Here is a 22,286-nt window from a genome sequence, read left to right on the forward strand (position 1 = left end):
CCCCGCACCTACCCGCGAAAACCCCGCCCACAACCCACCGCAAGATTAGGTAGGATAAAACAGTGATTGATATTAACCTCCTCCGCGAAAACCCCGACCTCTTCCGCGCCTCCCAGCGAGCACGCGGTAAGGACGAAACCCACGTCGACCGCATCCTCGAAGCCGACACCGCACGCCGCACACTCATCGGCGAATACGAGACCCTGCGCGCCGAACAGAACGCCTTCGGTAAGACCGTCGCAAAGGCACCCAAGGAAGAAAAGCCCGCCCTCGTTGCACAGGCTAAGGAACTAGCAGCCCGCGTCAACGAAGCAAAGGCAGCCTCCGAAGCAAAAACTGCTGAATACGAGGAACTAATCAGCAGTATCGAAAACCTCATTATCGACGGTGTACCGGTTGGCGGCGAAGACGATTACGTAGTCGTTAAGAAAGTCGGCACCCCCCGCGACTTCACCACTGAAGGCTTCGAACCGCGCGACCACCTCGAAATCGGCGAACTCGTCGACGGCATCGACATGGCACGCGGTGCAAAGGTCTCCGGCGCACGCTTCTACTTCCTCAAGGGCCAGGTAGCACGCCTCGAACAGGCACTCATGTGGATGGCGCTCGACCTCGCAACCGAGCACGGCTTCACCATGATGACCACCCCCACCCTGGTACGCCCCGAAATCATGAACGGCACCGGCTTCAACGTCAAGCACGATGACGAAATCTACCGCCTCGAACGTGACGACCTGTACCTGGTCGGCACGTCCGAGGTGGCGCTCGCCGGTTACCACACCGACGAAATTCTCGACTTCGAGAAGGGCGCGAAGAAGTACCTGGGCTGGTCCTCCTGCTACCGCCGCGAGGCAGGCTCCGCAGGTAAGGACACTCGCGGTATCATTCGCGTGCACCAGTTCAACAAGGCTGAAATGTTTGTCTATTGCCCCGCTGAGCAGGCAGAAGAGATGCACGAGAAGCTGCTGTCCCTCGAAGAGGAAATGCTGCAGCGTTGCGGCCTGGCATACCGCGTGATTGACACCGCCGCAGGTGACCTGGGCACCTCCGCAGCACGCAAGTTCGACTGCGAGGCGTGGGTCCCTACCCAGGGCACCTACCGTGAGCTGACCTCCACCTCTAACTGCACCACCTACCAGGCGCGCCGCCTGAACATCCGCGAGCGCACCCCGGACACCGTAGATGAGGCAGGCAACGTGCGTAAGGGCCGCACCCGCTCCGTAGCGACCCTGAACGGTACCCTGGCGACGACTCGCTGGGTGGTTGCCATCCTGGAGACTCACCAGCAGGCTGACGGTTCTGTTGTGATTCCGGAAGCACTGCGCCCGTACATGGGTGGTGCCGAGGTCATCCCCGCTATCGCTGAATAAGGGATGCCTGCTGGAGTGAGTCTCCACTCCGGCGGGGGATTTGGTGCCTCGCGCGCTCGCACCCGGCTCCCTCATCTGTACATGGGTGGCGCCGAGGTCATCCCGGCAGTAGCAGCTGAATAAGGGAAACCCCGCCCGCTGAGTAATCTCACAACCAGCCGAAAAACCCGCTCACCGCGTAAACGGTGGGCGGGTTTTCGCGTATCCCGGTAGTCTAAGAACTATGCCTCTATACCGTAAACTCCTTGGTGTTTCTGCGGTGGCGGCTCTGACCGCCTCCGTCACTCGTGCCCGCCGTGAAGCGCGCCGACGCGCTATCGAACTGGGCGCGCCCTTCGGCGTTCTGCCGACCCTGCCCACCGGTGAGGCACAGCGCGTGGGCGTGGTGTACAACCCGAGTAAGCCCGGCATTGTGGCGGCTATTGAGATTCTGGAACGTACCCTCGCGGCGAACGGCCACCCGCAGCCGCTGGTGCGCACCACCCGTGTGGACGAGCCCGGTTCTGAGGCAGCCCGTGAGCTGATCGCTGAGGGTGTTGACCTGCTGATCGCTGCCGGTGGTGACGGTACGGTGCGTGCTGTCGCGGCGGCGCTGGTGCATCATGAGGGGCGTAAGCCACGCCTGGGTATTCTGCCGATGGGTACCGGTAATCTGCTGGCGCGTAACCTGTATATTCCGGTGAGTGACGTGGCGGCGTGTATTGATATTGCGCTCAATGGTACAGGTCAGGCCGTTGATGCGGTTGAGATGACGACGATGAACACCCCCGGCGAAGAAACCGAACACACGTTCTTTGTGATGAGTGGTGCAGGCTTTGATGCGCTCGTCATGAACTACACGAACGAGGACATTAAGGCGAAGTTCGGGTGGGTGTCGTACGTGCAGTCCGGCATGAAGCACATGCTAGGCGGGTCGCACCCGGTGCGTATCAGTGTGGATGGTGCGCCGTTCCGTACTCTGCTGATGCGGTCGGTGCTGATCGCGAATTGTGGCCGCCTGCAGGGCGGTATTCGCCTGGCTGATATGACGGATGTGCATGACGGCAACCTTGAGGTGATTGTGGCGTCGCCGCGTGACCTGATGGAGTGGGGCCTGCTGATGGCGAAGGTTGCTCGCCGCACGATTCTGGGTTCGCCGCGCATTGAGCTGCCGGTGATTCGCCATATGGTGGGGTCTGAGGTGGTGTTGGAGTTCCCGGATGGTGTGCAGCCCGTTGAGGTGGATGGTGACCCGGCACCGTCAGCGTACCGTATTAGCGCGCGCGTGCTGCCTGCCGCCGTGGAGGTGGCGGTCCACCCCGAGGTGCTATAGCGGGCGTGGTGAAGGTGCTGGGGGAGAGGTCGGCACCACCCCGAATCACCAATTTGTGACCTGGATAATGAAAAAAATCGCGGATTTTTTCACTATTTCCTGAAAATTAGGGAGATAGTGAAAAAATTAGCGATTTTTTACACTATTTTTCTTGCTATTCCCGTATTCAGGGTGGCAACCTCCGGCACCCGAATACCCTGGAACAGTCATCGTTTCTAGATGCTACGCCCCAACAAAAACCCACGTATCGGTTCGGTGGTGTTGGGGGATGTAGCGTTGGATGCGTCAAGGCCAGCCGCCACTGGCGGCGGGTCACCGTAGACGAGTAATCGTCTACTCATCCCTTTTATATATGTATACGTGTGGGAAACTGAATATTTTTAGGCTTCTGCTAGGCATTGTGCCTTGTGGCTAAGTGTATTCCGGTATGCGCGGGGATGAGCCCTGGCGTGCCCCTAATCATTCATCCTTCGGTAGCTTCTGGCACCCCACCACACCCGCACCTCACTAACCCCACGTCTGCCCCTAGTAAAAACTCCCGGCAAAAACACTGTCGGGGCCGTCTCGCACGCAGGCTCGAAAAGTGCGAGAATGGAGCGGAAAAGAAAACTACGAAAGAAGATACTTTCATGCTTATTCTCGTTGTGAACGCCGGTTCTTCCTCCCTGAAGTACCAGGTGCGTGACACCTCCCTGCCCGAGGCAGAGCAGATGCTGACCTCCGGCCTCGTCGAGAACATCGGCACCGATGTGCCCAACCACGAGGTCGCATTCGACATCATGTCCGAGAAGCTTGAGCCCGTCCTGCACGGCCGTGAGCTGCAGGCAGTCGGCCACCGCGTGGTGCAGGGTGCAGAGAAGTTCACCCACCCCACCCTGCTGACTGAGGAAGTTGTCCAGCAGATTGACGACCTCTCCCCGTTGGCACCGCTGCACAACCCCGCACACGTTCAGGGCATGCGCGCAGCAATGCATAAGTGGCCCTCCCTGCCGCAGGTCGCTATCTTCGATACCGCGTTCCACTCCACCATGCCCGAAGAAGCATGGCGCTACGCAATCCCCTACGACCTGGCAGATAAGTACAGCATCCGCCGCTACGGCTTCCACGGCACCAGCCACGAGTATGTCTCCCACGTTGCAGCTGACATGCTCGGCGTGGCTCGCGACGAGTTCAACGGTATCGTCGCACACCTCGGTAACGGCGCGTCCGTGACCGCTGTGAAGGGCGGTAAGTCTGTTGACACCTCTATGGGCTACACCCCGCTGGCTGGCCTGATCATGGGTACCCGCTCCGGCGACATTGATCCCTCGGCACTGACCACCATCCTGATCCGTGAGGGTATTGACGGTACCCGCCTGGATACCATCCTGAACAAGGAGTCCGGCCTGCTCGCACTGGCTGGCTCCAACGATATGCGTAAGGTTTTTGAGTTTGCAGAGTCCGGCGACGAGCGTGCACAGCTCGCACTGAACATGACCGCATACCGCCTGGTGAAGTACATTGGCGGCTACAACCTGGTTGTTGGCGGCGCGCATGCGCTGATCTTCACCGCTGGTATCGGTGAGAACTCCGGTGATTTCCGCAAGCTGGTCCTGGACCGCCTTGGCGCACTGGGTGTCAAGTACAACGAGGAAGAGAACGCTAAGCGTTCCCCCGAGCCGCGCGTGATTTCCACCGAAGATTCCGCTATTAAGGTGCTGGTCATCCCCACCAACGAGGAGAAGGCTATCGCTGAGGCTACCGAGGAACTCGTCAAGAGCCTCTAAGCCCCACGCACCCTGCCGTGTAGGCGGCTCAGCGTAAAGTGATCCGCCGTGGCGCCCATTCTGTATGGGTGCTACGGCGGATTTCTTATGCCCGTAAGGCTGTGTGCCCCGGCGCTGTGTATTCCGATGATGTGATGTACCGTAGCGTCTCGAATGGGCATTCTATGAGAAAAAGCGTATTCACATTCACTAGCACATGCCCAAAAACGATAGAGTGGAATCAGATAACACTCGATACGAAGCGGACGAGACATGACTCAACCCCCTGAAAACCACCAGCAGCCTGGCGGGCAGTTTAACACCCAGCCCGGCCAGCAGGCATTCCACGCCCCCGGTGAGCCCCTCCCGCAGGACCTCTCCGCCGGCTGGCTCCCCGAAGACGAGCGCCAGAAGCCGGTCAGCCCCCTGCCCCAGCCGAAGCTATTCGCCTACCAGTCGATGCTGCCGCCGAAAGTGCTGCACGCGTTGCGTCACCCCTCCGAAATTCCGTGGCTGGTCGCCGCCTACGCGGTCACCGCGGTCGGCTACATTGTGCTGTTCATGGCGCTGGCTGACCTGTTCAGCTCGATGATGCATTACATCTTCAGCTCAACCGGTGAAGGCTCGGTTCGTGTACCTTCTTCCGGTAGCACCACGGCAAGCATGGAAGACCTAATTTTCCAGACGGTTAGCCTGCTCCTCCTGGGCCCGATTGCCATCTTCATCGTTCGTGCAATCTACTACGCGCAGCAGCGTGTGCGGGGTGTGCGCATCACCCCCACCCAGTTCCCTGAGGCGTACCAGATGCTCGCCGAAGCAGCTGAGGCGGCAGGTCTGCGTCGTGTACCGGACGCGTACGTTGTTCTCGGTAACGGCACCATGAACGCTTTTGCGGCGGGTCACGGCTTCCGCCGCTACATTTGCCTGTACTCTGACCTGTTCGAGATTGGTGGTAAGTCCCGTGACCCCCAGGCGCTACGCTTCATTATTGGCCACGAGGTTGGCCACATCGCCGCAGGTCACGTCGGTTATTTCCGTCTGATTTTCACTATGCTGTTCAGCCAGATTCCGGTGCTGTCGAGTGCACTGTCCCGCTCGCAGGAATACACCGCCGACAACTTCGGCTACCGTTTCTGCCCCGAGGGTGCTGAGGGCGCTGTCAAGGTGCTTGCGGCAGGTAAGTACCTGAACAAGCAGGTTAACTTTGATGAGCTTGCCGACCGTGCCGTCACCGACCGCGGCCTTGCCGTCTGGTACGTGAACCTCATAGCAAGCCACCCCATCCTCACCTGGCGTGCGCATGCGCTGCGTGACCGCACCCAGCCCGGCCGCCTGTTCTGGCGCCCGACTGAGAACCCGGTCAAGGACACCGTACCGCGCGTTCCTGTCCTGATCCCGGCGGCGGAGCCGGTGCACATGTGGCCCGATCCGATTCAGTCCACCGAGTTCATGCGTGAACACCAGGACATTTGGGCAGACCACACCCTGGAAACCGTGGATGTGTACTCTAAGCCTGAGAACGCCCCCGAGTTCGATGCGAATGCTACGCTGTTCGCTGGCTGGCTCACTGAGCAGGCTCGTGCCTTCCACGGCCAGCGTTGGGATGCGTACGCTGCCGCCGGTGGCGCTCCGGCACCGGGTGCTCCGGGTGGCCCGCAGGTGCCCGCACCGGGTCAGCCGGCGTACAGTCAGCAGCCCGGCTTCGGTCAGCCTGCCGCAGGCCAGAATGGTGCTGGTCAGAACGGTGCAGGCCAGCCTGCCCCTGAGCAGCCTTCTAATGGCCAGCCTAACGGCCAATCTTCTAATGGTCAGACTGCTCCCGAACAGTACGGTTACGGCCAGTACGGTAGCGGCCCCTCTGAGAGCGGCCCGTACGGTTACGGCTTTGACGGCGATAAGAAGTAGCCAGTAGCCGCCCGGGTGCGCTCTAAGCGCCTGCCTGAGCCGCACAGCTCAATAACCTTCACGAACCCGTCGGGGTGCCTGAGGCGCCCCGACGGATTCTGCCGTTAACCGCCTCCTCACAGGCTCGTAGCCGGTTGCTACAGCTATTCGGGTTACCTGGCATGAGACGCCCGTAACCTTCAACTACCCCGCCTACAGCTGAGATACACCCGGCACTCCCGAACCTGCACACAGACACAGGTCTAGAATGGTCAGCATGCTTTCATCCCTTCGCTCTATCAAGCTTGATCCGCTACTGACCATGCTCATTAGCGCGGTTATTCTCGCAATTATCGTACCGGTACGCGGCGACTTCGCAGAATGGTTCAGCACCGGAACAAAGTTCGCGGTCGCCCTGCTGTTCTACCTGTATGGCGCTCGCCTCTCCACCACGGAGGCCATTCGCGGCCTAACCCACTGGCGTCTGCACCTGATGATTTTGAGCTGCACGTTCGTGCTGTTCCCCCTGATCGGTTTGGCGCTTTCACCGCTGCGTTTTGTACTTGGTGATGGGCTGTACATGGGCATACTGTTCTTGACCTTTGTGCCCTCGACCGTGCAGGCGTCAATTGCGTTCACTTCGATTGCGGGCGGTAATGTGGCGGCGGCGATTGTGAGCGCCTCGCTCTCCTCGATTGTGGGTGTGGTGGCGACCCCGCTGCTCGCCATGCTGCTGATGAACACGGGCCATATTGAGTTCTCCGGAACGGTCTTCCTGGATATTGCTATTCAGCTATTCTTGCCGTTTGTGCTCGGCCAGCTGACGCGCCGCTGGGTGGGCGAGTTCGCCAAGAAGCCGACCACCAAGTGGCTGGATAAGTTCTCGGTCATGATGATCGTCTATTCGGCGTTCTCCGCTTCGGTGGTGCAGGGTGTGTGGACGCGCGTGGAGTGGTGGCAGATCGCGTTGCTGGTCGTCCTCATGGCGATTATTGTGGTGTTCATGCTGTGGCTGACTGACCAGCTGGCTAAGCGTCTGGGCTTCAACCGTGCCGACCGCATTACAATTCAGTTCTGTGGTTCGAAGAAGTCGCTGGCGGCTGGCCTGCCGATGGCAATCATTATTTTTGGTGCGGGCTCGCTGGGTCTGATGATGCTGCCAATCATGATTTTCCATCAGGTTCAACTGATGATTTGTACCTGGCTTGCAGGCCGCTATGCGCGGCTGGATGTGGTGGGTGTCGCCTCCGCGAAGGAATCTTAGTAGGGGATTGAAGCTAATCTGCTGGGCGCTTGCCGGGTGTCTGTTAGAAGTGGCTGCCGGGGGGAGTGCTCATTGGGCGTTCTTCTGGTAGGTGCCCGACGGGTGCTATTCGGGGCCTCTGATCCTGTGAGATAAGCCTTGGATGAGGGGTTTTAATGGAGGTGCTTCGGATAGTATCAACCGGTTTATGAAGTGATATGGCGCGCACCGATAAAAATTCACCAATTAGTGCATTTATGTGCAAAATATGGTATTTGCACTGGTCGGTTGGTTTTCTGTGGATTATTTTCACTCCATTGCATAAAAGTAACCGGGGAGACAATCAACACTATAGGGTGTTGAGTGACACAAGCTCCCTAATTTTTGCCCTAAAACATTTTGTCGAGGGTTATATAGATGTGCATCTTGCTTGCAAGAATTTAGACTCACATGGGAACGGTTGAGATTCACTCCCCGCCCGTTACGTGCCTAAGTCAAGAAGACTGAACATACCAAGCCCGAAAACCGCTGGGCATCTCGCACGCTCCGTGCCTACCCCGAAATTGACCGTGACGGTGACGGCGTAGCCGACGTGGTGAACCCCCGCCAACCCCTTGTACTTCTCCGATTCCCTGTACATGCTCAATGCGTACGGCGATAGGGGCCTGAAGGTTGTGGACACTCCCGTCGTTGACTAGGAGTAATACCGACCAGCTTTTTAGTGCTGACTAGAGCATATATTCACCGCCCGCCGGCGCGACCCAATGGGTTGTGCAGGCGGGCGGGGCGCTGTTCTGGCAGGTTGTGAGTACCCATGCCGCTACACAATCGCCTGCGTACACTGAAAGGCGTCTGCGCTGCACCCGCTAAGCTAGAAGACATGAAGATTGCCACCTGGAACATCAACTCAATCCGCGCCCGCGAAAACCGCGTCGAAGACTGGCTCGACGAACACGATGTTGACGTGCTCGCCCTGCAAGAAACAAAAACCAAGGACGAAACCTTCCCCTTCGACCTCTTCGAATTCATGGGCTACGAGGTTGCACACTTCGGCCTGAATCAGTGGAATGGCGTGGCAATCGCCTCCCGAATCGGACTCGAAGACGTGCAGCGCGGCTTCGACAACCAGCCACACTTCGGCAAGCCCGGTGAACCCGAGGTGCTGGAGGCGCGCGCAATCGGTGCAATCTGCGGCGGCGTGCGCGTCTGGAGTCTCTACGTACCCAACGGCCGCGGCCTGACCGACCCGCACATGGACTACAAGCTCCGCTGGATGGAGACGCTCCGCCAGAACGTGCACAACGAACTGGTCGCCAACCCGCAGTCGCAGCTCGCACTGGTCGGTGATTGGAATGTCGCCCCCGAAGATGCCGATGTGTGGGATATTGACTACTTTCTGCGCAACGAGATGACCCACGTTTCCGCACCCGAACGCCGCGCCTTTGCCGCCCTGCTCGAAGAAGGCATGGTGGACGTGGTACGCCCGCACACTCCGGGCGAGTACACCTACTGGGACTACCAAGCGGGCCGCTTCACCAAGGATGAGGGCATGCGCATTGACTTCCAGCTGTTCTCGCCCGCGCTCGCCGCGCGCGTGGAACGTGCCTGGATCGATAAGGTGGAGCGCGCCGGTGAAGGCGCAAGCGACCATACGCCGGTTGTGGTTGAGATTGCCGACTAAACGGAGCGTATAACTTGCCGTAAAAACTGCGTGTAGCAAGGAGGCGGGGGGAGGGGTCCCTCGCCTCCTTGCTGTATCTGCTGGTGCTTTTGCCCTGGGTTTCTGCCAATATTTTAAAGTTTTCTGTATGGCTTAGTTGAAAAGTTCGCCTATACGAACTATTGTTAAATTCCGCCCGGGACGACAGGCAAAAGCGCACCATGATGCCTGCGCAGACACACCGTGTCCCTATCGTCCCGGCGCGGCAAATCCTACACATCAACCACATACTCAAACCCGTGACTTCCAATGAAGGATGCCTCATGAACGCTCTCATCCCCGCAGGCAGCAACACACGCCGCCTCATCCAGGCGCTCTGCGCCGCCCTCGCACTTACCCTGCTACTCGTACTCACCGGTTGCGGTAGCACTGCCAGCACCACCGAAGGCGCTAAGAGCAGCAACAGTAAGAAGACTGTGCTCACCACCTTCACCGTGCTCGCAGACATCGCTCGCAACGTGGCAGGCGACGACCTGAACGTCGAATCCCTCACCAAGCCCGGCGCAGAGATTCACGAGTACGAGCCCACCCCCTCCGACTTGCAGAAGGCGCACGCCGCTGACCTGGTGCTCGACAACGGCCTGAACCTCGAATCCTGGTTCGCGAAGTTCGTTGAAGAATCGAAAGCTAAGCACGTGACCGTCTCCGAGGGAGTCACGCCCATCTCCATTACCGAGGATGCCTACGCGGGCAAGCCCAACCCCCATGCTTGGATGAGCCCCAGCAACGTGCAAAAGTACGTGGACGTGATGATTCGCGAATTTAGCGCCCTCGACCCGGGCCACGCCGCCGACTACAAGTCCCGCGGTGAATCCTACAAGAAGCAGCTGCAGGGCGTGCGTGACGAGCTCGTCAAGGAAATCTCCACCCTGCCCGAGAACCAGCGCGCACTGGTCACCTGCGAAGGCGCCTTCTCCTACCTGGCGGCAGACGCTGGCCTGAAGGAAAAGTACATTTGGGCGGTCAACTCCGAACAGCAGGCGACCCCCTCGCAGATTTCCTCCGCGATCGACTACGTGCGCCAGAACCAGGTGCCCGCCGTGTTCTGTGAATCCACCGTCTCTGACAACCCGATGCGCCAGGTCGCAGACGCCACCGGCGCACGATTCGGCGGCGTGCTCTACGTGGACTCGCTCTCCGAGGCGAACGGCCCCGTGCCCACCTACCTGGACATGATTCGCTACGACGCACGTACCATCGTTGCGGGCCTCAAGGGCAACTCCTAAACCAGGCATAAACCCGGGCTAAACCAGGGTCAAACCCCGCATCGAAACCCCGGATAAACCCCAAACCCCCGATAGGATAGGAGGGGCGGTTGTCTTCTTGGCTCCGCTCCTCCCACGCCGTTAACACCCGCTCACACAGCATCCACTCACCAACACTCAAGCAAGTACACCCGCCTCACGCATACGGTGACCACCAGAAAGAACACAAGGAATGAGCACTCTTCTCAGCTGCGAAAATGTGCATGTGAACTACGGGCCAGTCCGCGCCCTCACGGGCGCATCCTTCACCCTGGACACCGGACGTATCTGCGGCCTGATCGGCATGAACGGCTCCGGCAAATCAACCCTCTTCAAAGCCATCATGGGGGTCGTGCCCATGCACGCCGGCAGCATCACCCTCGACGGGCAGCCTGTCGGCGGCAACCGCACCGGCAGCCGCAGTAAGAACGCACACCGCCACCGCGCCGGACTCGTCAGCTACGTGCCGCAGAGCGAAGAAATCGACTGGACCTTCCCCATCTCCGTACGTGAGGTGGTCAATATGGGGCGCTACCGTAACCTCGGCATCACCCGCCACCTGCGTGCCGCAGACCGTGCCGCTGTGGATGAGGCACTCGCCCGCGTGGAACTGACCGACCTTGCCGACCGTCAGATTGGGGCGCTCTCGGGCGGTCAACGTAAGCGCGCCTTCGTGGCACGCGCTATCGCCCAGGGCGCCCAGTTGCTACTGCTGGATGAGCCTTTCGCCGGTGTGGATAAGCGCAGCGAGGCGATGCTCATTCAGGTCATCAAACAGCTGCGTGATGAGGGCGCGACCGTGCTGGTCTCGACGCACGACCTGGCGACCCTGCGCCAGTTCGCCGACGAGGCGCTGCTGCTGCGCGGTGAGATTTTGATGCACGACACCCCCGAGAAGGTGCTCGCCCCCGAGAACCTGGTGCGTGCCTTCGGCATGGAAGTAGACACCGGCACACCGGTCGCTGTCTCCACAGCTACTACCTCCGGCAATACTACAAACAGCTCTGCGGAAGGGAAGAACTAAATGGACATCCTCAACTTTCTGGTAGAGCCGCTGACCCTGCCCTTCATGCTCCGCGCATTCGTGGTTACCATCATTGCCGCTGCCGTCTGCGCCCTGCTCTCCTGCTGGCTTGTGCTGCTCGGCTGGTCTCTCATGGGCGACGCCATCTCGCATGCGGTGCTGCCCGGCGTGGTGCTCGCCTACATTTTCGGTGCACCCTTCGCGTTGGGTGCGGTCATTGCCGCGCTCGTGGCGGTGGCGCTCATCGGCGGGGTGCGGCGCAGCGGCCGCGTGCGCGAAGACGCCGCAATCGGCATCGTGTTCACGACCCTCTTCGCGTTCGGTCTGGTGCTGATTTCGGTCACGCCGTCGAATACCGACCTGAACCATATTCTCTTCGGTAACGTGCTGGGTGTGTCCTGGTCGGATGTCTGGCAGGTAGCCGTCCTCGCGGTGGTGGTTGCCACCGTGCTGCTGGTCAAGCGCCGCGACTTCGTGCTGTACGCCTTCGACCCGGGCTTTGCGCAGGCGGTTGGGTTGCGTCCGCGTCTGCTCGGTGCGCTGCTGCTGATTATGCTGGCACTGACCTCTGTGGTGGCGCTGCAGATTGTGGGTGTGGTGCTGGTCGTGGCGATGCTCGTCATCCCCGGCTCTACCGCGCGCCTGGTCACTGACCGGTTTGTGCCCATGCTTCTGGTGAGTGTGGGTGTGTCCCTGGTGGGCACGCTGACCGGTCTGTACGTCAGCTACCACGCGGATGTATCCCCCGGCGGTGCCGTGGTTGTTACGCAGGGTATGCTGTTCGCCCTGGCGTATGTGTTTGCCCCGCGCTACGGTCTGCTGGGCAGGATGCGTGCCCGCCGGCTCAACACTGCTGCAACGAAAACTGAGCTGTCAGCTTCCTAAGAAAGCTCACCACATACAGCAATAGGCGGAAAGTCCCACCGTGGGGTTTTCCGCCTATTGCTGTCTTCTGAAGGTTTAGTCGCGCTTCTACCGGACCGTGCGGGACACGAACAGGGAGGCGGTCGCCTCCGCACCCAACGGAATAATCGTGCCGCCGGGCTTTACTACGCCGGCTACGTCCGTCTCGTGCAGGTTGCCGGAACCGGCACCGACCACGCTCACATTCACCGCCTCCGAGAAGGGCGCACCCTCCTCAATGTGCAGGCGCACGCCGGGCACAAAACCTTGGCCCTGCAGGTAACGCAGCAGGCGTGGGTCGTCATCGTTAATGCGTTCGAGCACGACCGTTTCGCCGGGTTCGCACTGGCTCAGCGGCACGGTCTGCGGAAAACTAATATGCCCTGAAGCGTCCGGGATCGGGTCGCCATGCGGGTCGCGGGTCGGGTGCCCCAGCAGGGTGTCGATGCGGTCCACCATGAAGTCGGATACCGCGTGCTCCAGAACCTCCGCCTCGTCGTGCACACGGTCCCAGGTGTAGCCGAGAGTCTCAACCAGGAATGTCTCAATGAGGCGATGGCGGCGAATCATCGCCAGCGCGTAGGAGCGGCCGGTTTCAGTGAGCTCAATGGCGCCGTAGGGCTGATGCTCAATCAGATCGGCGGCAGCCAGGCGCTTAAGGCCGTCAGATACCGAAGAAATGCGCAGGCCCATGCGCTCTGCCAGGGCGGATGCGGTGGCAGGGGTTTGGGTCCATTCTTCGAGGCTCCAGATTTCCTTGAGGTAGTTCTGGGTGCTGACGGAAAGTTCTGAGAGAGGCATAAAGATAAGTTTACCTTTTCGCTGGTTTTGCCCGTCGAGTTGCAGGGTATCCAGTGCGGGCTTAAAGAGCATCCCGCCCGGTGGTTCACCCCTGGCAGGGGGCGACCATCACGGGCGGGATCAGGTATTCGGTTCTGCGCTGACAGGTACGAAAGGCTGGCAGGCGCGAAAGAATGAGGGATGCGCGGCGGCGTTAGGTGGCGCGGCGGCGCGAACCGTCAATACGGGTCAGTAGTTCGATGAGTGCACCGCGTGCCGCCTGCTCCTCATGCCAGAGGGAGCGGACGAGGGCACGGCTGACCGCCTGGGTAGTGATGCCGAGTGCGGTTGCGGCTGCTTTCTGCTGGCCGCGCACGCCGGGTACGAGCAGGTTTACCACGCGCCATTCGGCTTCGGTGCGGTCGGCGCATACGCGGTAGAGCAGACGTGCGGAGCCTGCGGCAAGGTCGGCAAGGTGGCGGTTATCGGCGCTGATGCTGATGCAGCGTACGGGTGCACCTCCCTGTGCTTCTTCGACGGCGAGGCGTGAGAATTCGAGGGCATCGCCGGTGCAATCGGTGGTGCTGACGGCGCCGAGTGCGCCTGCGAATCGGGGGATGTTGAGCTCGCCGATTCCGATGCCGACCCAGAAGCCGTTATCGCGCGCGGCAATGAGCGCCGCGTGTAGTGCGTCGCTGGCGCGGTCGAAAGCGCCCTGAATTTCGTCAGGGTATGTCTGGGCGAAGGCAACACGCGGGTTGAGCTTTGCGAGTTCGTCCGACAGTGCAGTGAGTGAGTGCTGTGCGGAACGTTGAATGAAGGTTAGAACGAACACCTTCCTATTATGCCGTAAAACCTTCAACAAGCGGCGTAAGGTTCGCCGTAATACCGGCAACATTTAAAACCCCAAAAATGCGCATTGATAAGGGGAATTATTGTAAGCGTGCACTGTGTGCAGAAATCCTCAAAAGGACGTAGAACACCCCCGAAAGGAAAATAATTTTCATGCAAGTGCACGTTGAATTATTCGCTTTCGGGGGTGTTGAGTGGAGTTGATAGACGGGGCTATCGTGGAACTACTGTGCGTTCGTTACCTGCGAGATATGGGGCAGCTGACGTAGCGGCTTCTGGAATACCATCACCACCAGCGACAGGAAAATGAACACCGCGTAGAACAGTGCCGTGTACGTAATGCCCCAATCAACAATGAGGAAGCCTGCCAGCAGAACAGCCAGCGGGGTCAGCGCCATGTTCGGGATGCCCTGCACCGAGTGCACGCGACCGATCATATGCTCCGGGGTGGATGCGTTAATGTACGCAATGATGCTCGAATTGAAGGAGGGAAGCACAATACCCGCCAACACAATCAGCAGGCACACCGCCCACAGCATCGAATGAACCACCGGCAGCAACAGGTAGCAGGCCGACATGATAGCCAGGGAGGTGATACCGAGCGGGCCGAGCGCAAACTTCTCGGTCAGCGGGCCGACCAGGAACGAACCGAGCAACACGCCCACACCGAAGGCGCTCGCAAAGATGCCGATGAAGAGCGGGTGTGCGCCCTCCAGGGTGTAGTAGTAGATGAAGGTGAGCGGAATGCCGACCGTTCCAAAGTTTGCAAGCGTTGAAACGAACGCAATGGACACCAGCACCTTGTTTTTCAGGATGTACTCGAAACCGGCTTTTGAGTCCTGCCAGAAGCTGGTTTTCTCGCTCTCCTCCTCTTCCGCGGGCTGCCGACTAGCGCCGTAGCTCTTGGGTGCGACGATGAACGCCAGCAGGTTGACGACCGCGTGAACTGCGGTCATGAGCACGGTCGAGAAGCCGATAATGATGCCGGCGACCGGGCCGCCCAGCAGGTTGGCGGTGGACTCGCGCGTCTCACCCATACCGGATGCGTACCCTAGGTGTTCCTTGGGGACTACGCGGGTGATGATGGACTGTTCACTCGGGTAGTCGAAGGTGGAAATGATGGCGGCGAGAGAGATCGTAATCACCAAAATGTAAATGTTGGTGACGTTGAAAACGAGGTAGAGAAGAATCGCTATCCAGGACAGCGACTGGCCGATACAGGACAGTGCCAGGCACTTTGAGGGGCCGATTCTATCGACCCACGTTCCAGATACTGCTCCGGCGCAGGTGGCGAGAACACCCGCGACGAAGAGGGTGATACTCGCAGCTTCGGGGGAGCCGGTTAGCGCCAAAATAATGATGGGCGTGGTGATATAGCTCATCGAGTCTGAGAGCTGGTTGGCTCCAATGGCGAAGAGAGTATTTCGAAAATCTCTATTCTTGAGTAGCTCGGTGTTGACACTCATGGGGGACCTCCACTATGTATGAATTACTGTAATCGAACATATTTTGATGTATTGATTTACCTAAACTTTGCGGCTTAAGTTTGGCAAGATACCTAATTCCTTCATATGCGGCAAGTGATCCAGATATAAGGACTATAGGAGATATTGCAGCATTTATCTCTGGAACTTTATCTGTATGAGCTTCCTCGTAACCTAGACGAGGGTCGCTACTTCCTGAAGTGTCAATCCAAGAAAAGAATTCACGACTTCTTGAGCTCATCTTCGGATGAGGTAATCAAATCCTGAATATCGAGTTCCATTGGTGTTTCTTTCGACAGATAGTCATCTATGGCTATCGAATCTTGGTTGAGTGATTCAGCTCAACCCCCAACATCTGTTGGTGTCTTAAATCATAGTGGAGATATGAGTCATATGCATGAACTCATGTTGAAAAACTTTCCTCATTTTGAGTATTGACATTAGGGTTAGATTGACTATAACTCATTCTTGGTGCTTCCACCCAACCGAACCCTGAATGAACCCGGCTGAACCCGATTCCGGGCACGCCAAAGACGCCCGCCACCGGTCAGCCCCGCAACGCAGCGGGCAGGGGCGGGGGAGTGCAGAAGAGCACTACTCCACCAGGCCCGCGAAGCCCGACAGAGCCAGCACCTCCTTAACATCCTGTGGCACCGAACGCGCCACCCACGGCGAATGCACCAATACCGCCCGCCACTGACCGCGCGACACCGCCACATTCAAACGATTCGGCGAGAGCACAAACCCGGCACCGCGCCCAGAATCAACCCGCGACGACGCCAACGACACCAACACCACCGCAGCCTCCTGACCCTGGAACTTATCCACCGTACCCACACGCACGCCAGCACCCGAAGAATCAGCCAAATCAGCCGCAATCAGCGCCTCACGCACACAATCAACCTGTGCGTTATACGCCGCCACCACAATGCAATCCTCCGCCGCCAACGGGCGCGGCGCAGCACCAGCTGCCGGAACCCACTCACGGCCCAACAACTCGCGCACACAATCCACCACCGCCTGCGCCTCCTGCACAGAACGCACCGAACAGCCCGCATGCTCCACCGGATACGACACCACACCCGGCGCAACACCCTGCAGGGCACGACCATCCGTCGCCGCAGCGCTCGCCAACGCGCCATCATAGGACAGCCACGACACCCGCTCGCACAGCGCCGAATCCATGCGCCACGACTCACCCAAGAAATAGCCACAACGAGGATCCAGCGCCGCCGCCCCATCAGACAACCAACCCAACGCCGAAACATCCACCGGGTACGGATGCACACCCGTCGACACCTGCGGCAACTGCTGCGGATCGCCCAACAGCAGCACCGAACGTGCCGCACGGGCCGCCGCCACCGTATTCGTCAGAGAGAACTGGCCAGCCTCATCAACCACCAGCACATCCAACGACCCGGCAGGCACGCGACGCTCACTCACGTAATCCCACACCGTGCCGCCAAACAGCAGGCCGCCCGCACCAGAAATCAGCTCCACCAGCTCAGAATCAGACACCTCAGACCACGGGGCGTCCGGGGTTACCGACTTGCCGCGCAGACGCACCGCACGTGAAACATCAAAACCATCACGGGCGCAGCACGCCAACATAAGATTCTCAATCACCGCATGCGACTGAGCCACCACGCCCACCTTCGCGCCCTCCGCCACCAGGCGCGCAATCACATGCGAGGCGAGGAAAGTCTTGCCCGCACCGGGAGGGCCCTGAACCGCCACATAGGAGTGGTCGAGAGCGCGAACCGCCGCGTGCACGGCATCCACCGTGGGCAGGTCAGAGGCGGAAAAATCAACCTCACGGGGTAGATTTTCTGCATTTTTGGCGTTCGAGGCGCCCTTCTTTAGGCGCGGTGCGCGGCGGAACAGCAAATCCGCGGAGGCGCTCTGTACCCCCGTCAGGGAAGCCGCCGCATCGAGTACGCTCGGCAGGGCGCTGGGGGAGGAGGGAGCCTCTGAGGGTTCGGAATCTTCATCGGTGATAGAGCCGCTAGGCATGAGGGCACCGTCGAAAAGCAACCTGTGCACATCAGACTGCAGAGCCGCCTCAATCGTCGCCGTAGACACCGGATCACCAGGACCAATACCCGAAGGCAGGGCGCCGTGCGGCTCATCCTTCACGCGGATGCGCTCCTGCAGAAGCACCTCCAGGAACTCACCGGGCAACTCTTCGACAGCCTCTGCGGTAGCCTCTGCGGGGTCCGCAGAACCCTCAGATCCGGCACGGAAACCGCTCTGCGTCACCGCCAGCATCCGTATGCCAAAGAAACCCGTCGCCGCCAACTCGGTGGGCATACGCTCATCCGGATTCGACGCACGGAAATAATTCACCTGCGACTCCATGCGGTCCAGCGCAATCTGCGGGCTCAACCCCGCCTCATACGCACAAAAAACCGCACGGTCAGAGGGCGCAATCACCAGGCTTGGGTCAGCCTCAATTCGCGCACGCAGCAGGCGCACCTGTGCCCCGCGCACACGATACCAGCCGGGGGCGTCCTCAACCTCGGTGGACTCCTTCATGGCGGCGGCAAGCGCCTCCAGGTCTGCGGGGGCATTCAGAAGAGCATGCGCATGCTCCGCCGAAAGCACCTGCACCCGATCAAGGTACGCGTAATCGCGGCTCGCCACCCACGCCGTCGGGCCGTCCTCCAGACGGCGAATGTGTTCACGCCAGAACGGGGCGCGCTCACGGCGGTGATAATTCGTCATGGACAGTAGCATCGCCGCCTCAAGTTCACCGGCACCCCAGCCGTGCTCCGCCGCGTGCTCTTCGAGGGAGGCGAGCTGGGCATCTAGTAGGCACTGCAGGCGGTACTGTTCGCTGTCGTTCTCGACTGCGGCGGGCACTCGGTACATGGCCGGATGCTCCTCAGTTTCAGGGTTTTCGGCAGTGTCTTCGGTGACGAGCTCCGGGGTGTCGGTCGCGAGGGCAAGAGGTGCCGCCGCGTTCAGGCAGGCCGGGCATTCGCCGCAGGTCAGTAAATATGGGATGTGCTGGGCAAGTTCCGCCGGTTCTAAACCCTCGTTCAGTGCCTGGGTGAGTAGTAGGAGACGCTGCTCCTGCAGGCGAATCAGCGGCAGAATACGCGCCGAATCAACCCGGTGAGGTTGACCAGTGGGGGAGGAGTGCGCAGTATGTTCGGTGGGCTCAGCGGGCTCTGATTTGGACTCATTTTCGTGCTCTAGATAGAGATCGAGGCGCACCGCGTTCTTGGCACTCTCGGTAGTGCTCTCGACGGTACCGGCGGTCAGCAGGTGCGCCGCCAGGGCACCGCGCAGTAGCGCACGATGCGCCGCCTCACTCGGGTGCGGGGTGCAGATGATTCGCGCGGCGCTGTCCGCGGTTGGGCATTCCAGGCGGTCAAGCTCCACCGTGTAGGTCAGCCCCTCCTCAGAGGTCGCCACCAGGGACACCGAGCGTGCTGTGCCGCCTGCGTGCTCACTGCCGACTACTCCACTGCTGACCATGCCACCTTCGGTCAGCACTCGTAGACACTCGCGGTACGCTTCGCGGGCACGCTCGGACTTCTCAGGGGGGAGGGCTGACTGCTTCTGCGCGCATTCCCGAAGCTCGGTGTAGAGCCGCAGCTCGCATGCGGAGGTGGCGGTCAGATCAGCGAGGGTGAAGGTAAGGTCCATGGTGACTTTTCTGCTGGAGGAGAGAGAAACAAGGCGAATATAAAACTCCCGTCGCAGGGAGTGGGCGAGAGCACCGGTGGAGGAGTCTATCGGTACCCCGTGCTACCCCCTCGCCCCGAGAGGTTGATTTTTAGGTTTCACGTGAAACAGTACAGAAAATCAACCTTTAAGCAATGATTTAGAGGGCTTTCGGGGCTATCCGGGTGCACATGTTAGGAGGCGGTACCCGCCGTAGCCGCGGTAGAAGCAGCCGGTGCTACCGCAGAGGGATCAGCAGAAGCACTCGGCGAGGTCGAGCGGTTCGCAATCGCTGCCGCCGCGGCGTCCACGCGTTCCTTCGCGGCGGGTAGTGTATCCGAACCGCCCAGACCATTCAGAATAATCGCGAAAATCAGGCGGGTTCCGTCGGGTCGGGTTGCCACACCGCACAACGAAGACACTGTGTACAGGGTGCCAGTCTTCGCCCGCACAAAGGTGCGTGCGTGCACGGCGTTCGCCGCACCAAAACGATCGGACAGGGTGCCGCTCACGCCCGCGACCGGGAACGTGCTCATAAGCTGCTCGGCGTGCTCGTCGGCGTTCATGAGTGCCACAACCTGCACGAGGGTTCGGGCGGTCACGCGGTCCGTCAGGGACATGCCGCACACGTCCGCCTGCACCAGGTTTTCGATGTTCACGCCGGCATCCACGAGTGCCTGGCGTACGGTCTGCTGTGCCGCTTCGCCGCTGCCTTCCTTACCGGCGGCGATGGCAGCGCAACGGCCGAGCACCTCGGCCAGGGCGTTATCGGATTCGAGCATCATGTGCTGCGCCTGCTCCAGCAGGGTTGCCGATTCGACCGCAGCGATTTCAACCGCCTCTGCGGGGGCGGTACGGCGCTCAGCCAGGGTGAAGCTCAGGCCGGATTCCTTGCCGGCGGTGTTGAGTGCATCCACGAACGCCTGCTGCGCTGCAACTGCCGCATCGTCCGGGCGTACCGGGTTGCTTGGGGTCGACTTGCCCGGCACCGTGTGCGATTCGAGCGCAATCGGGTGAATGGGAGTGATCTGGCCGGATGCCAGGTCGGCAGCATCCCAGCCAGGGTTCACGCCGGGGCCGCTAAAGAAGGTGCCGTCAAAGTAGACGGGTAGCGCCGTGGCAGGTTTCTCACCCTGCAGGAGCGCCTTCACAGTCAGCTCAGCGAGGGTGCCCAGGCCTGCGCGTCCCACAATCTGCTTCGGGTTGGAGGCCCCGGCACCGAGCAGGGTGTCGCCACCCGCCATGAGGTACAGTCCGGCGGTGTCGCGGGTGACGCGGGTGCGTAGGCGCGCCTGCAGGTTAGCGTAGTGGCTGAGCGCGAATAGCGTCAGCACCTTAAAAGTGGAGGCGGGCACGCGTGCGGTGTCGGCGTTGGCGGCGTACAGGTCGGCGGGTGCGGTGGCTGCTTTGATGTTGGGCAGGTTGCCGTCCATGCCGGTGACGAGCAGGCTGTACTGCGGGTAGGTGCCGTCCACGAAGAGCGCGGTGAGGGCATTGCGTAGCTGCTCCTGCTCCGCCTCGGGCAGTGCGGGGGCGAGGGTTGGGCTCGGAGCGGCGGAAGTGGTTGCATTGGCGGTGCCGGTTGCGCTCTCAGTGGGGCTTGCGGAGCCTTCGGGGCGTTTCTGTTCGGTCGCGGCGGATCCGCAGGCGGTGAGGAGGAGCATGCCGCCGAGGGTGAGTGCGGCGCGGCGGGTGAGGGTGGTGCTCTGGGTGTTGTGCTTGTTGGAAGGCATCTTTTGAGCATAGCGGGCGGATGGGGTGCCTATCGAGTTTACGTGCCGGTGCCGTGATGCTCATGCTGCGCTCTTGCCGACCTTCACGAACCTTATCTGGGGTGCCCGGCACGGTGGCGGGGGTGCCCTGGCGGGCGTGGGACTAGGTGGAACGTTAACGGTGGTGTGTGCGTGGTAAATTACGCTGGTTTTGGTGCCGAATACGCGGTTTCCGTGTGCGTGAACGGGTTACAATGGGTGAGTTCAACACCTAACTTTCGCACCTTGCGCGCCGAAGTCGCCGCGAAAGTGACTCTAACTCACGAGAAAGAAGGTTCCGATGGAACTCGATGTCACTATTGAAATTCCCCGCGGCTCCCGTGTGAAGTACGAAGTGGACCACGAGACCGGCCGCCTGCGCCTGGACCGCGTGCTGTTCACCTCCATGCAGTACCCCACCGCTTACGGTTACTTCGAGAACACCCTCGGTGAGGACGGCGACCCGCTGGACGCAATGCTGATCCTGGACGTTGATGTTGTTCCCGGCGTGCTGGTTGAGGCTCGCCCGGTTGCTGTGTTCAACATGACCGATGAGGCTGGCGGCGACGCTAAGGTTCTGTGCGTTCCCACCGACAAGCGTTACAACCACATCAAGTCCCTGGCTGATGTTCCCGAACAGCTGAAGGCTGAGATTCAGCACTTCTTCGAGCGTTACAAGGACCTGGAGCCCGGCAAGTGGGTTAAGGGCGAGGGCTGGGAAGACCTGGCCGCTGCTGAGAAGATGGTCCAGGAGGCTATCGACCGTTTCGCAGCTGAGGGTCACTAAACTGCCGCACCGTTAGGTGCACCCGGTTTTTGTCAGGGGACGTGTTCCCCGTGTCTGGTTCGTGCGAGTTTCGTGCGTGCTGGAGGCGGTGGGCACGCCCCCTTTTTTGTTGTACTCCTTGATTGTGTTCGGAGGTTCCGGGAAGAGCATTTGCAGCCGAACTATTCTTCGGAATCACAGCCTCAGAGAGATTCTTGGGGTGCTATTATGGGCATATTACGAAGAATAGTTCGTATAAATTGAGGTTCTGTAGCGGTGAGGAGGAAACCCCATGGCATTCGACGCAACGGGGTTCGCGCAGGAATTTGGTGCCCAGGTTCGCGCCGTACGCAAGTACGAAAAAATCACTCAAATGGAGTTGGCGTGGATGGTTGGGATCAGCGATAAAACGATCCGTGATATTGAACGTGGGCTACCCGGCCCATCAATTGGTGCGGTCCTCAAGGTCGCCCAAGAGCTCGGCATCGAGCTGACTATTGCGAACTCCCTCACCTAACCCTCCCGCACGCCTATAT

At 60.1% G+C, this 22,286-nt stretch carries 16 protein-coding genes; 11 read left to right on the forward strand and 5 right to left on the reverse strand.

What is annotated here, in order from left to right; translation table 11 throughout:
- The first annotated feature begins 62 nt into the window (after window positions 1-62).
- The 9 genes from serS (at window position 63) to O3648_RS01275 (ending at window position 12,427) form a co-directional block, all read left to right on the forward strand.
- Window positions 63-1,370, forward strand: a complete 1,308-nt coding sequence (serS, locus tag O3648_RS01235; RefSeq protein WP_371567922.1) for a serine--tRNA ligase — start codon at window positions 63-65, stop codon at window positions 1,368-1,370.
- 223 nt (window positions 1,371-1,593) lie between these two features.
- Window positions 1,594-2,682, forward strand: a complete 1,089-nt coding sequence (locus O3648_RS01240; protein ID WP_371567924.1) for a diacylglycerol kinase family protein — start codon at window positions 1,594-1,596, stop codon at window positions 2,680-2,682.
- Window positions 2,683-3,311: 629 nt separating this feature from the next.
- Window positions 3,312-4,448, forward strand: coding sequence for an acetate/propionate family kinase (locus O3648_RS01245; RefSeq protein WP_371567926.1), 1,137 nt, complete (start codon window positions 3,312-3,314; stop codon window positions 4,446-4,448).
- 252 nt (window positions 4,449-4,700) lie between these two features.
- Window positions 4,701-6,332, forward strand: coding sequence for a M48 family metalloprotease (locus tag O3648_RS01250; protein WP_371567928.1), 1,632 nt, complete (start codon window positions 4,701-4,703; stop codon window positions 6,330-6,332).
- A 247-nt stretch (window positions 6,333-6,579) separates the two neighbouring features.
- Window positions 6,580-7,575, forward strand: a complete 996-nt coding sequence (locus tag O3648_RS01255) for a bile acid:sodium symporter family protein (RefSeq protein ID WP_371567931.1) — start codon at window positions 6,580-6,582, stop codon at window positions 7,573-7,575.
- An 859-nt stretch (window positions 7,576-8,434) separates the two neighbouring features.
- Window positions 8,435-9,235, forward strand: coding sequence for an exodeoxyribonuclease III (locus tag O3648_RS01260; protein WP_279754480.1), 801 nt, complete (start codon window positions 8,435-8,437; stop codon window positions 9,233-9,235).
- 302 nt (window positions 9,236-9,537) lie between these two features.
- The gene (locus tag O3648_RS01265; protein WP_254756574.1) at window positions 9,538-10,500 is read left to right on the forward strand and encodes a metal ABC transporter substrate-binding protein; all 963 of its coding nucleotides are present in this window, start codon (window positions 9,538-9,540) and stop codon (window positions 10,498-10,500) included.
- 211 nt (window positions 10,501-10,711) lie between these two features.
- On the forward strand, window positions 10,712-11,542 hold the full coding sequence (locus O3648_RS01270) for a metal ABC transporter ATP-binding protein (RefSeq protein ID WP_371567933.1): 831 nt from the start codon (window positions 10,712-10,714) through the stop codon (window positions 11,540-11,542).
- Complete coding sequence (locus tag O3648_RS01275) at window positions 11,543-12,427, forward strand: metal ABC transporter permease (protein WP_279788314.1); 885 nt, start codon at window positions 11,543-11,545, stop codon at window positions 12,425-12,427.
- An 87-nt stretch (window positions 12,428-12,514) separates the two neighbouring features.
- Here O3648_RS01275 and O3648_RS01280 read toward each other — a convergent pair whose 3' ends face one another.
- From O3648_RS01280 to dacB, 5 genes are all read right to left on the reverse strand, one after another.
- On the reverse strand, window positions 12,515-13,246 hold the full coding sequence (locus O3648_RS01280) for a metal-dependent transcriptional regulator (RefSeq protein ID WP_279788315.1): 732 nt from the start codon (window positions 13,244-13,246) through the stop codon (window positions 12,515-12,517).
- 193 nt (window positions 13,247-13,439) lie between these two features.
- On the reverse strand, window positions 13,440-14,060 hold the full coding sequence (locus O3648_RS01285; RefSeq protein ID WP_371567936.1) for a recombinase RecJ: 621 nt from the start codon (window positions 14,058-14,060) through the stop codon (window positions 13,440-13,442).
- Window positions 14,061-14,301: 241 nt separating this feature from the next.
- On the reverse strand, window positions 14,302-15,543 hold the full coding sequence (locus O3648_RS01290) for an MFS transporter (protein WP_279742233.1): 1,242 nt from the start codon (window positions 15,541-15,543) through the stop codon (window positions 14,302-14,304).
- A gap of 612 nt (window positions 15,544-16,155) precedes the next feature.
- The gene (locus O3648_RS01295) at window positions 16,156-19,215 is read right to left on the reverse strand and encodes a DEAD/DEAH box helicase (protein WP_371567940.1); all 3,060 of its coding nucleotides are present in this window, start codon (window positions 19,213-19,215) and stop codon (window positions 16,156-16,158) included.
- Window positions 19,216-19,427: 212 nt separating this feature from the next.
- A complete protein-coding gene (gene dacB / locus O3648_RS01300; RefSeq protein WP_371567942.1) occupies window positions 19,428-20,966 on the reverse strand; it encodes a D-alanyl-D-alanine carboxypeptidase/D-alanyl-D-alanine-endopeptidase in 1,539 nt (512 codons plus the stop codon).
- A 319-nt stretch (window positions 20,967-21,285) separates the two neighbouring features.
- Between dacB and ppa the strand changes: the two genes are divergently transcribed.
- Window positions 21,286-21,771 (forward strand): inorganic diphosphatase, encoded by a 486-nt coding sequence (gene ppa, locus O3648_RS01305; RefSeq protein WP_279742230.1) that lies wholly within the window; start codon window positions 21,286-21,288, stop codon window positions 21,769-21,771.
- 271 nt (window positions 21,772-22,042) lie between these two features.
- Entirely contained in the window at window positions 22,043-22,267 is a 225-nt protein-coding gene (locus tag O3648_RS01310; RefSeq protein ID WP_279788321.1) for a helix-turn-helix transcriptional regulator, read from the forward strand.
- Window positions 22,268-22,286: the final 19 nt, after the last annotated feature.

The sequence above is a fragment of the Rothia sp. 27098_8_161 genome, from assembly GCF_041432905.1.
In the GTDB taxonomy this organism is placed as follows: domain Bacteria; phylum Actinomycetota; class Actinomycetes; order Actinomycetales; family Micrococcaceae; genus Rothia.

Coding starts and splice junctions, on each gene's coding strand:
- O3648_RS01260 (WP_279754480.1), top strand. CDS start 8,435: ATGAAGATTGCCACCTGGAACATCAACTCAATCCGCGCCCGCGAAAAC.
- O3648_RS01245 (WP_371567926.1), top strand. CDS start 3,312: ATGCTTATTCTCGTTGTGAACGCCGGTTCTTCCTCCCTGAAGTACCAG.
- O3648_RS01275 (WP_279788314.1), top strand. CDS start 11,543: ATGGACATCCTCAACTTTCTGGTAGAGCCGCTGACCCTGCCCTTCATG.
- ppa (WP_279742230.1), top strand. CDS start 21,286: ATGGAACTCGATGTCACTATTGAAATTCCCCGCGGCTCCCGTGTGAAG.
- O3648_RS01265 (WP_254756574.1), top strand. CDS start 9,538: ATGAACGCTCTCATCCCCGCAGGCAGCAACACACGCCGCCTCATCCAG.
- O3648_RS01280 (WP_279788315.1), bottom strand. CDS start 13,246: ATGCCTCTCTCAGAACTTTCCGTCAGCACCCAGAACTACCTCAAGGAA.
- O3648_RS01250 (WP_371567928.1), top strand. CDS start 4,701: ATGACTCAACCCCCTGAAAACCACCAGCAGCCTGGCGGGCAGTTTAAC.
- O3648_RS01295 (WP_371567940.1), bottom strand. CDS start 19,215: ATGGACCTTACCTTCACCCTCGCTGATCTGACCGCCACCTCCGCATGC.
- O3648_RS01270 (WP_371567933.1), top strand. CDS start 10,712: ATGAGCACTCTTCTCAGCTGCGAAAATGTGCATGTGAACTACGGGCCA.
- O3648_RS01255 (WP_371567931.1), top strand. CDS start 6,580: ATGGTCAGCATGCTTTCATCCCTTCGCTCTATCAAGCTTGATCCGCTA.
- O3648_RS01290 (WP_279742233.1), bottom strand. CDS start 15,543: ATGAGTGTCAACACCGAGCTACTCAAGAATAGAGATTTTCGAAATACT.
- dacB (WP_371567942.1), bottom strand. CDS start 20,966: ATGCCTTCCAACAAGCACAACACCCAGAGCACCACCCTCACCCGCCGC.
- O3648_RS01240 (WP_371567924.1), top strand. CDS start 1,594: ATGCCTCTATACCGTAAACTCCTTGGTGTTTCTGCGGTGGCGGCTCTG.
- O3648_RS01310 (WP_279788321.1), top strand. CDS start 22,043: ATGGCATTCGACGCAACGGGGTTCGCGCAGGAATTTGGTGCCCAGGTT.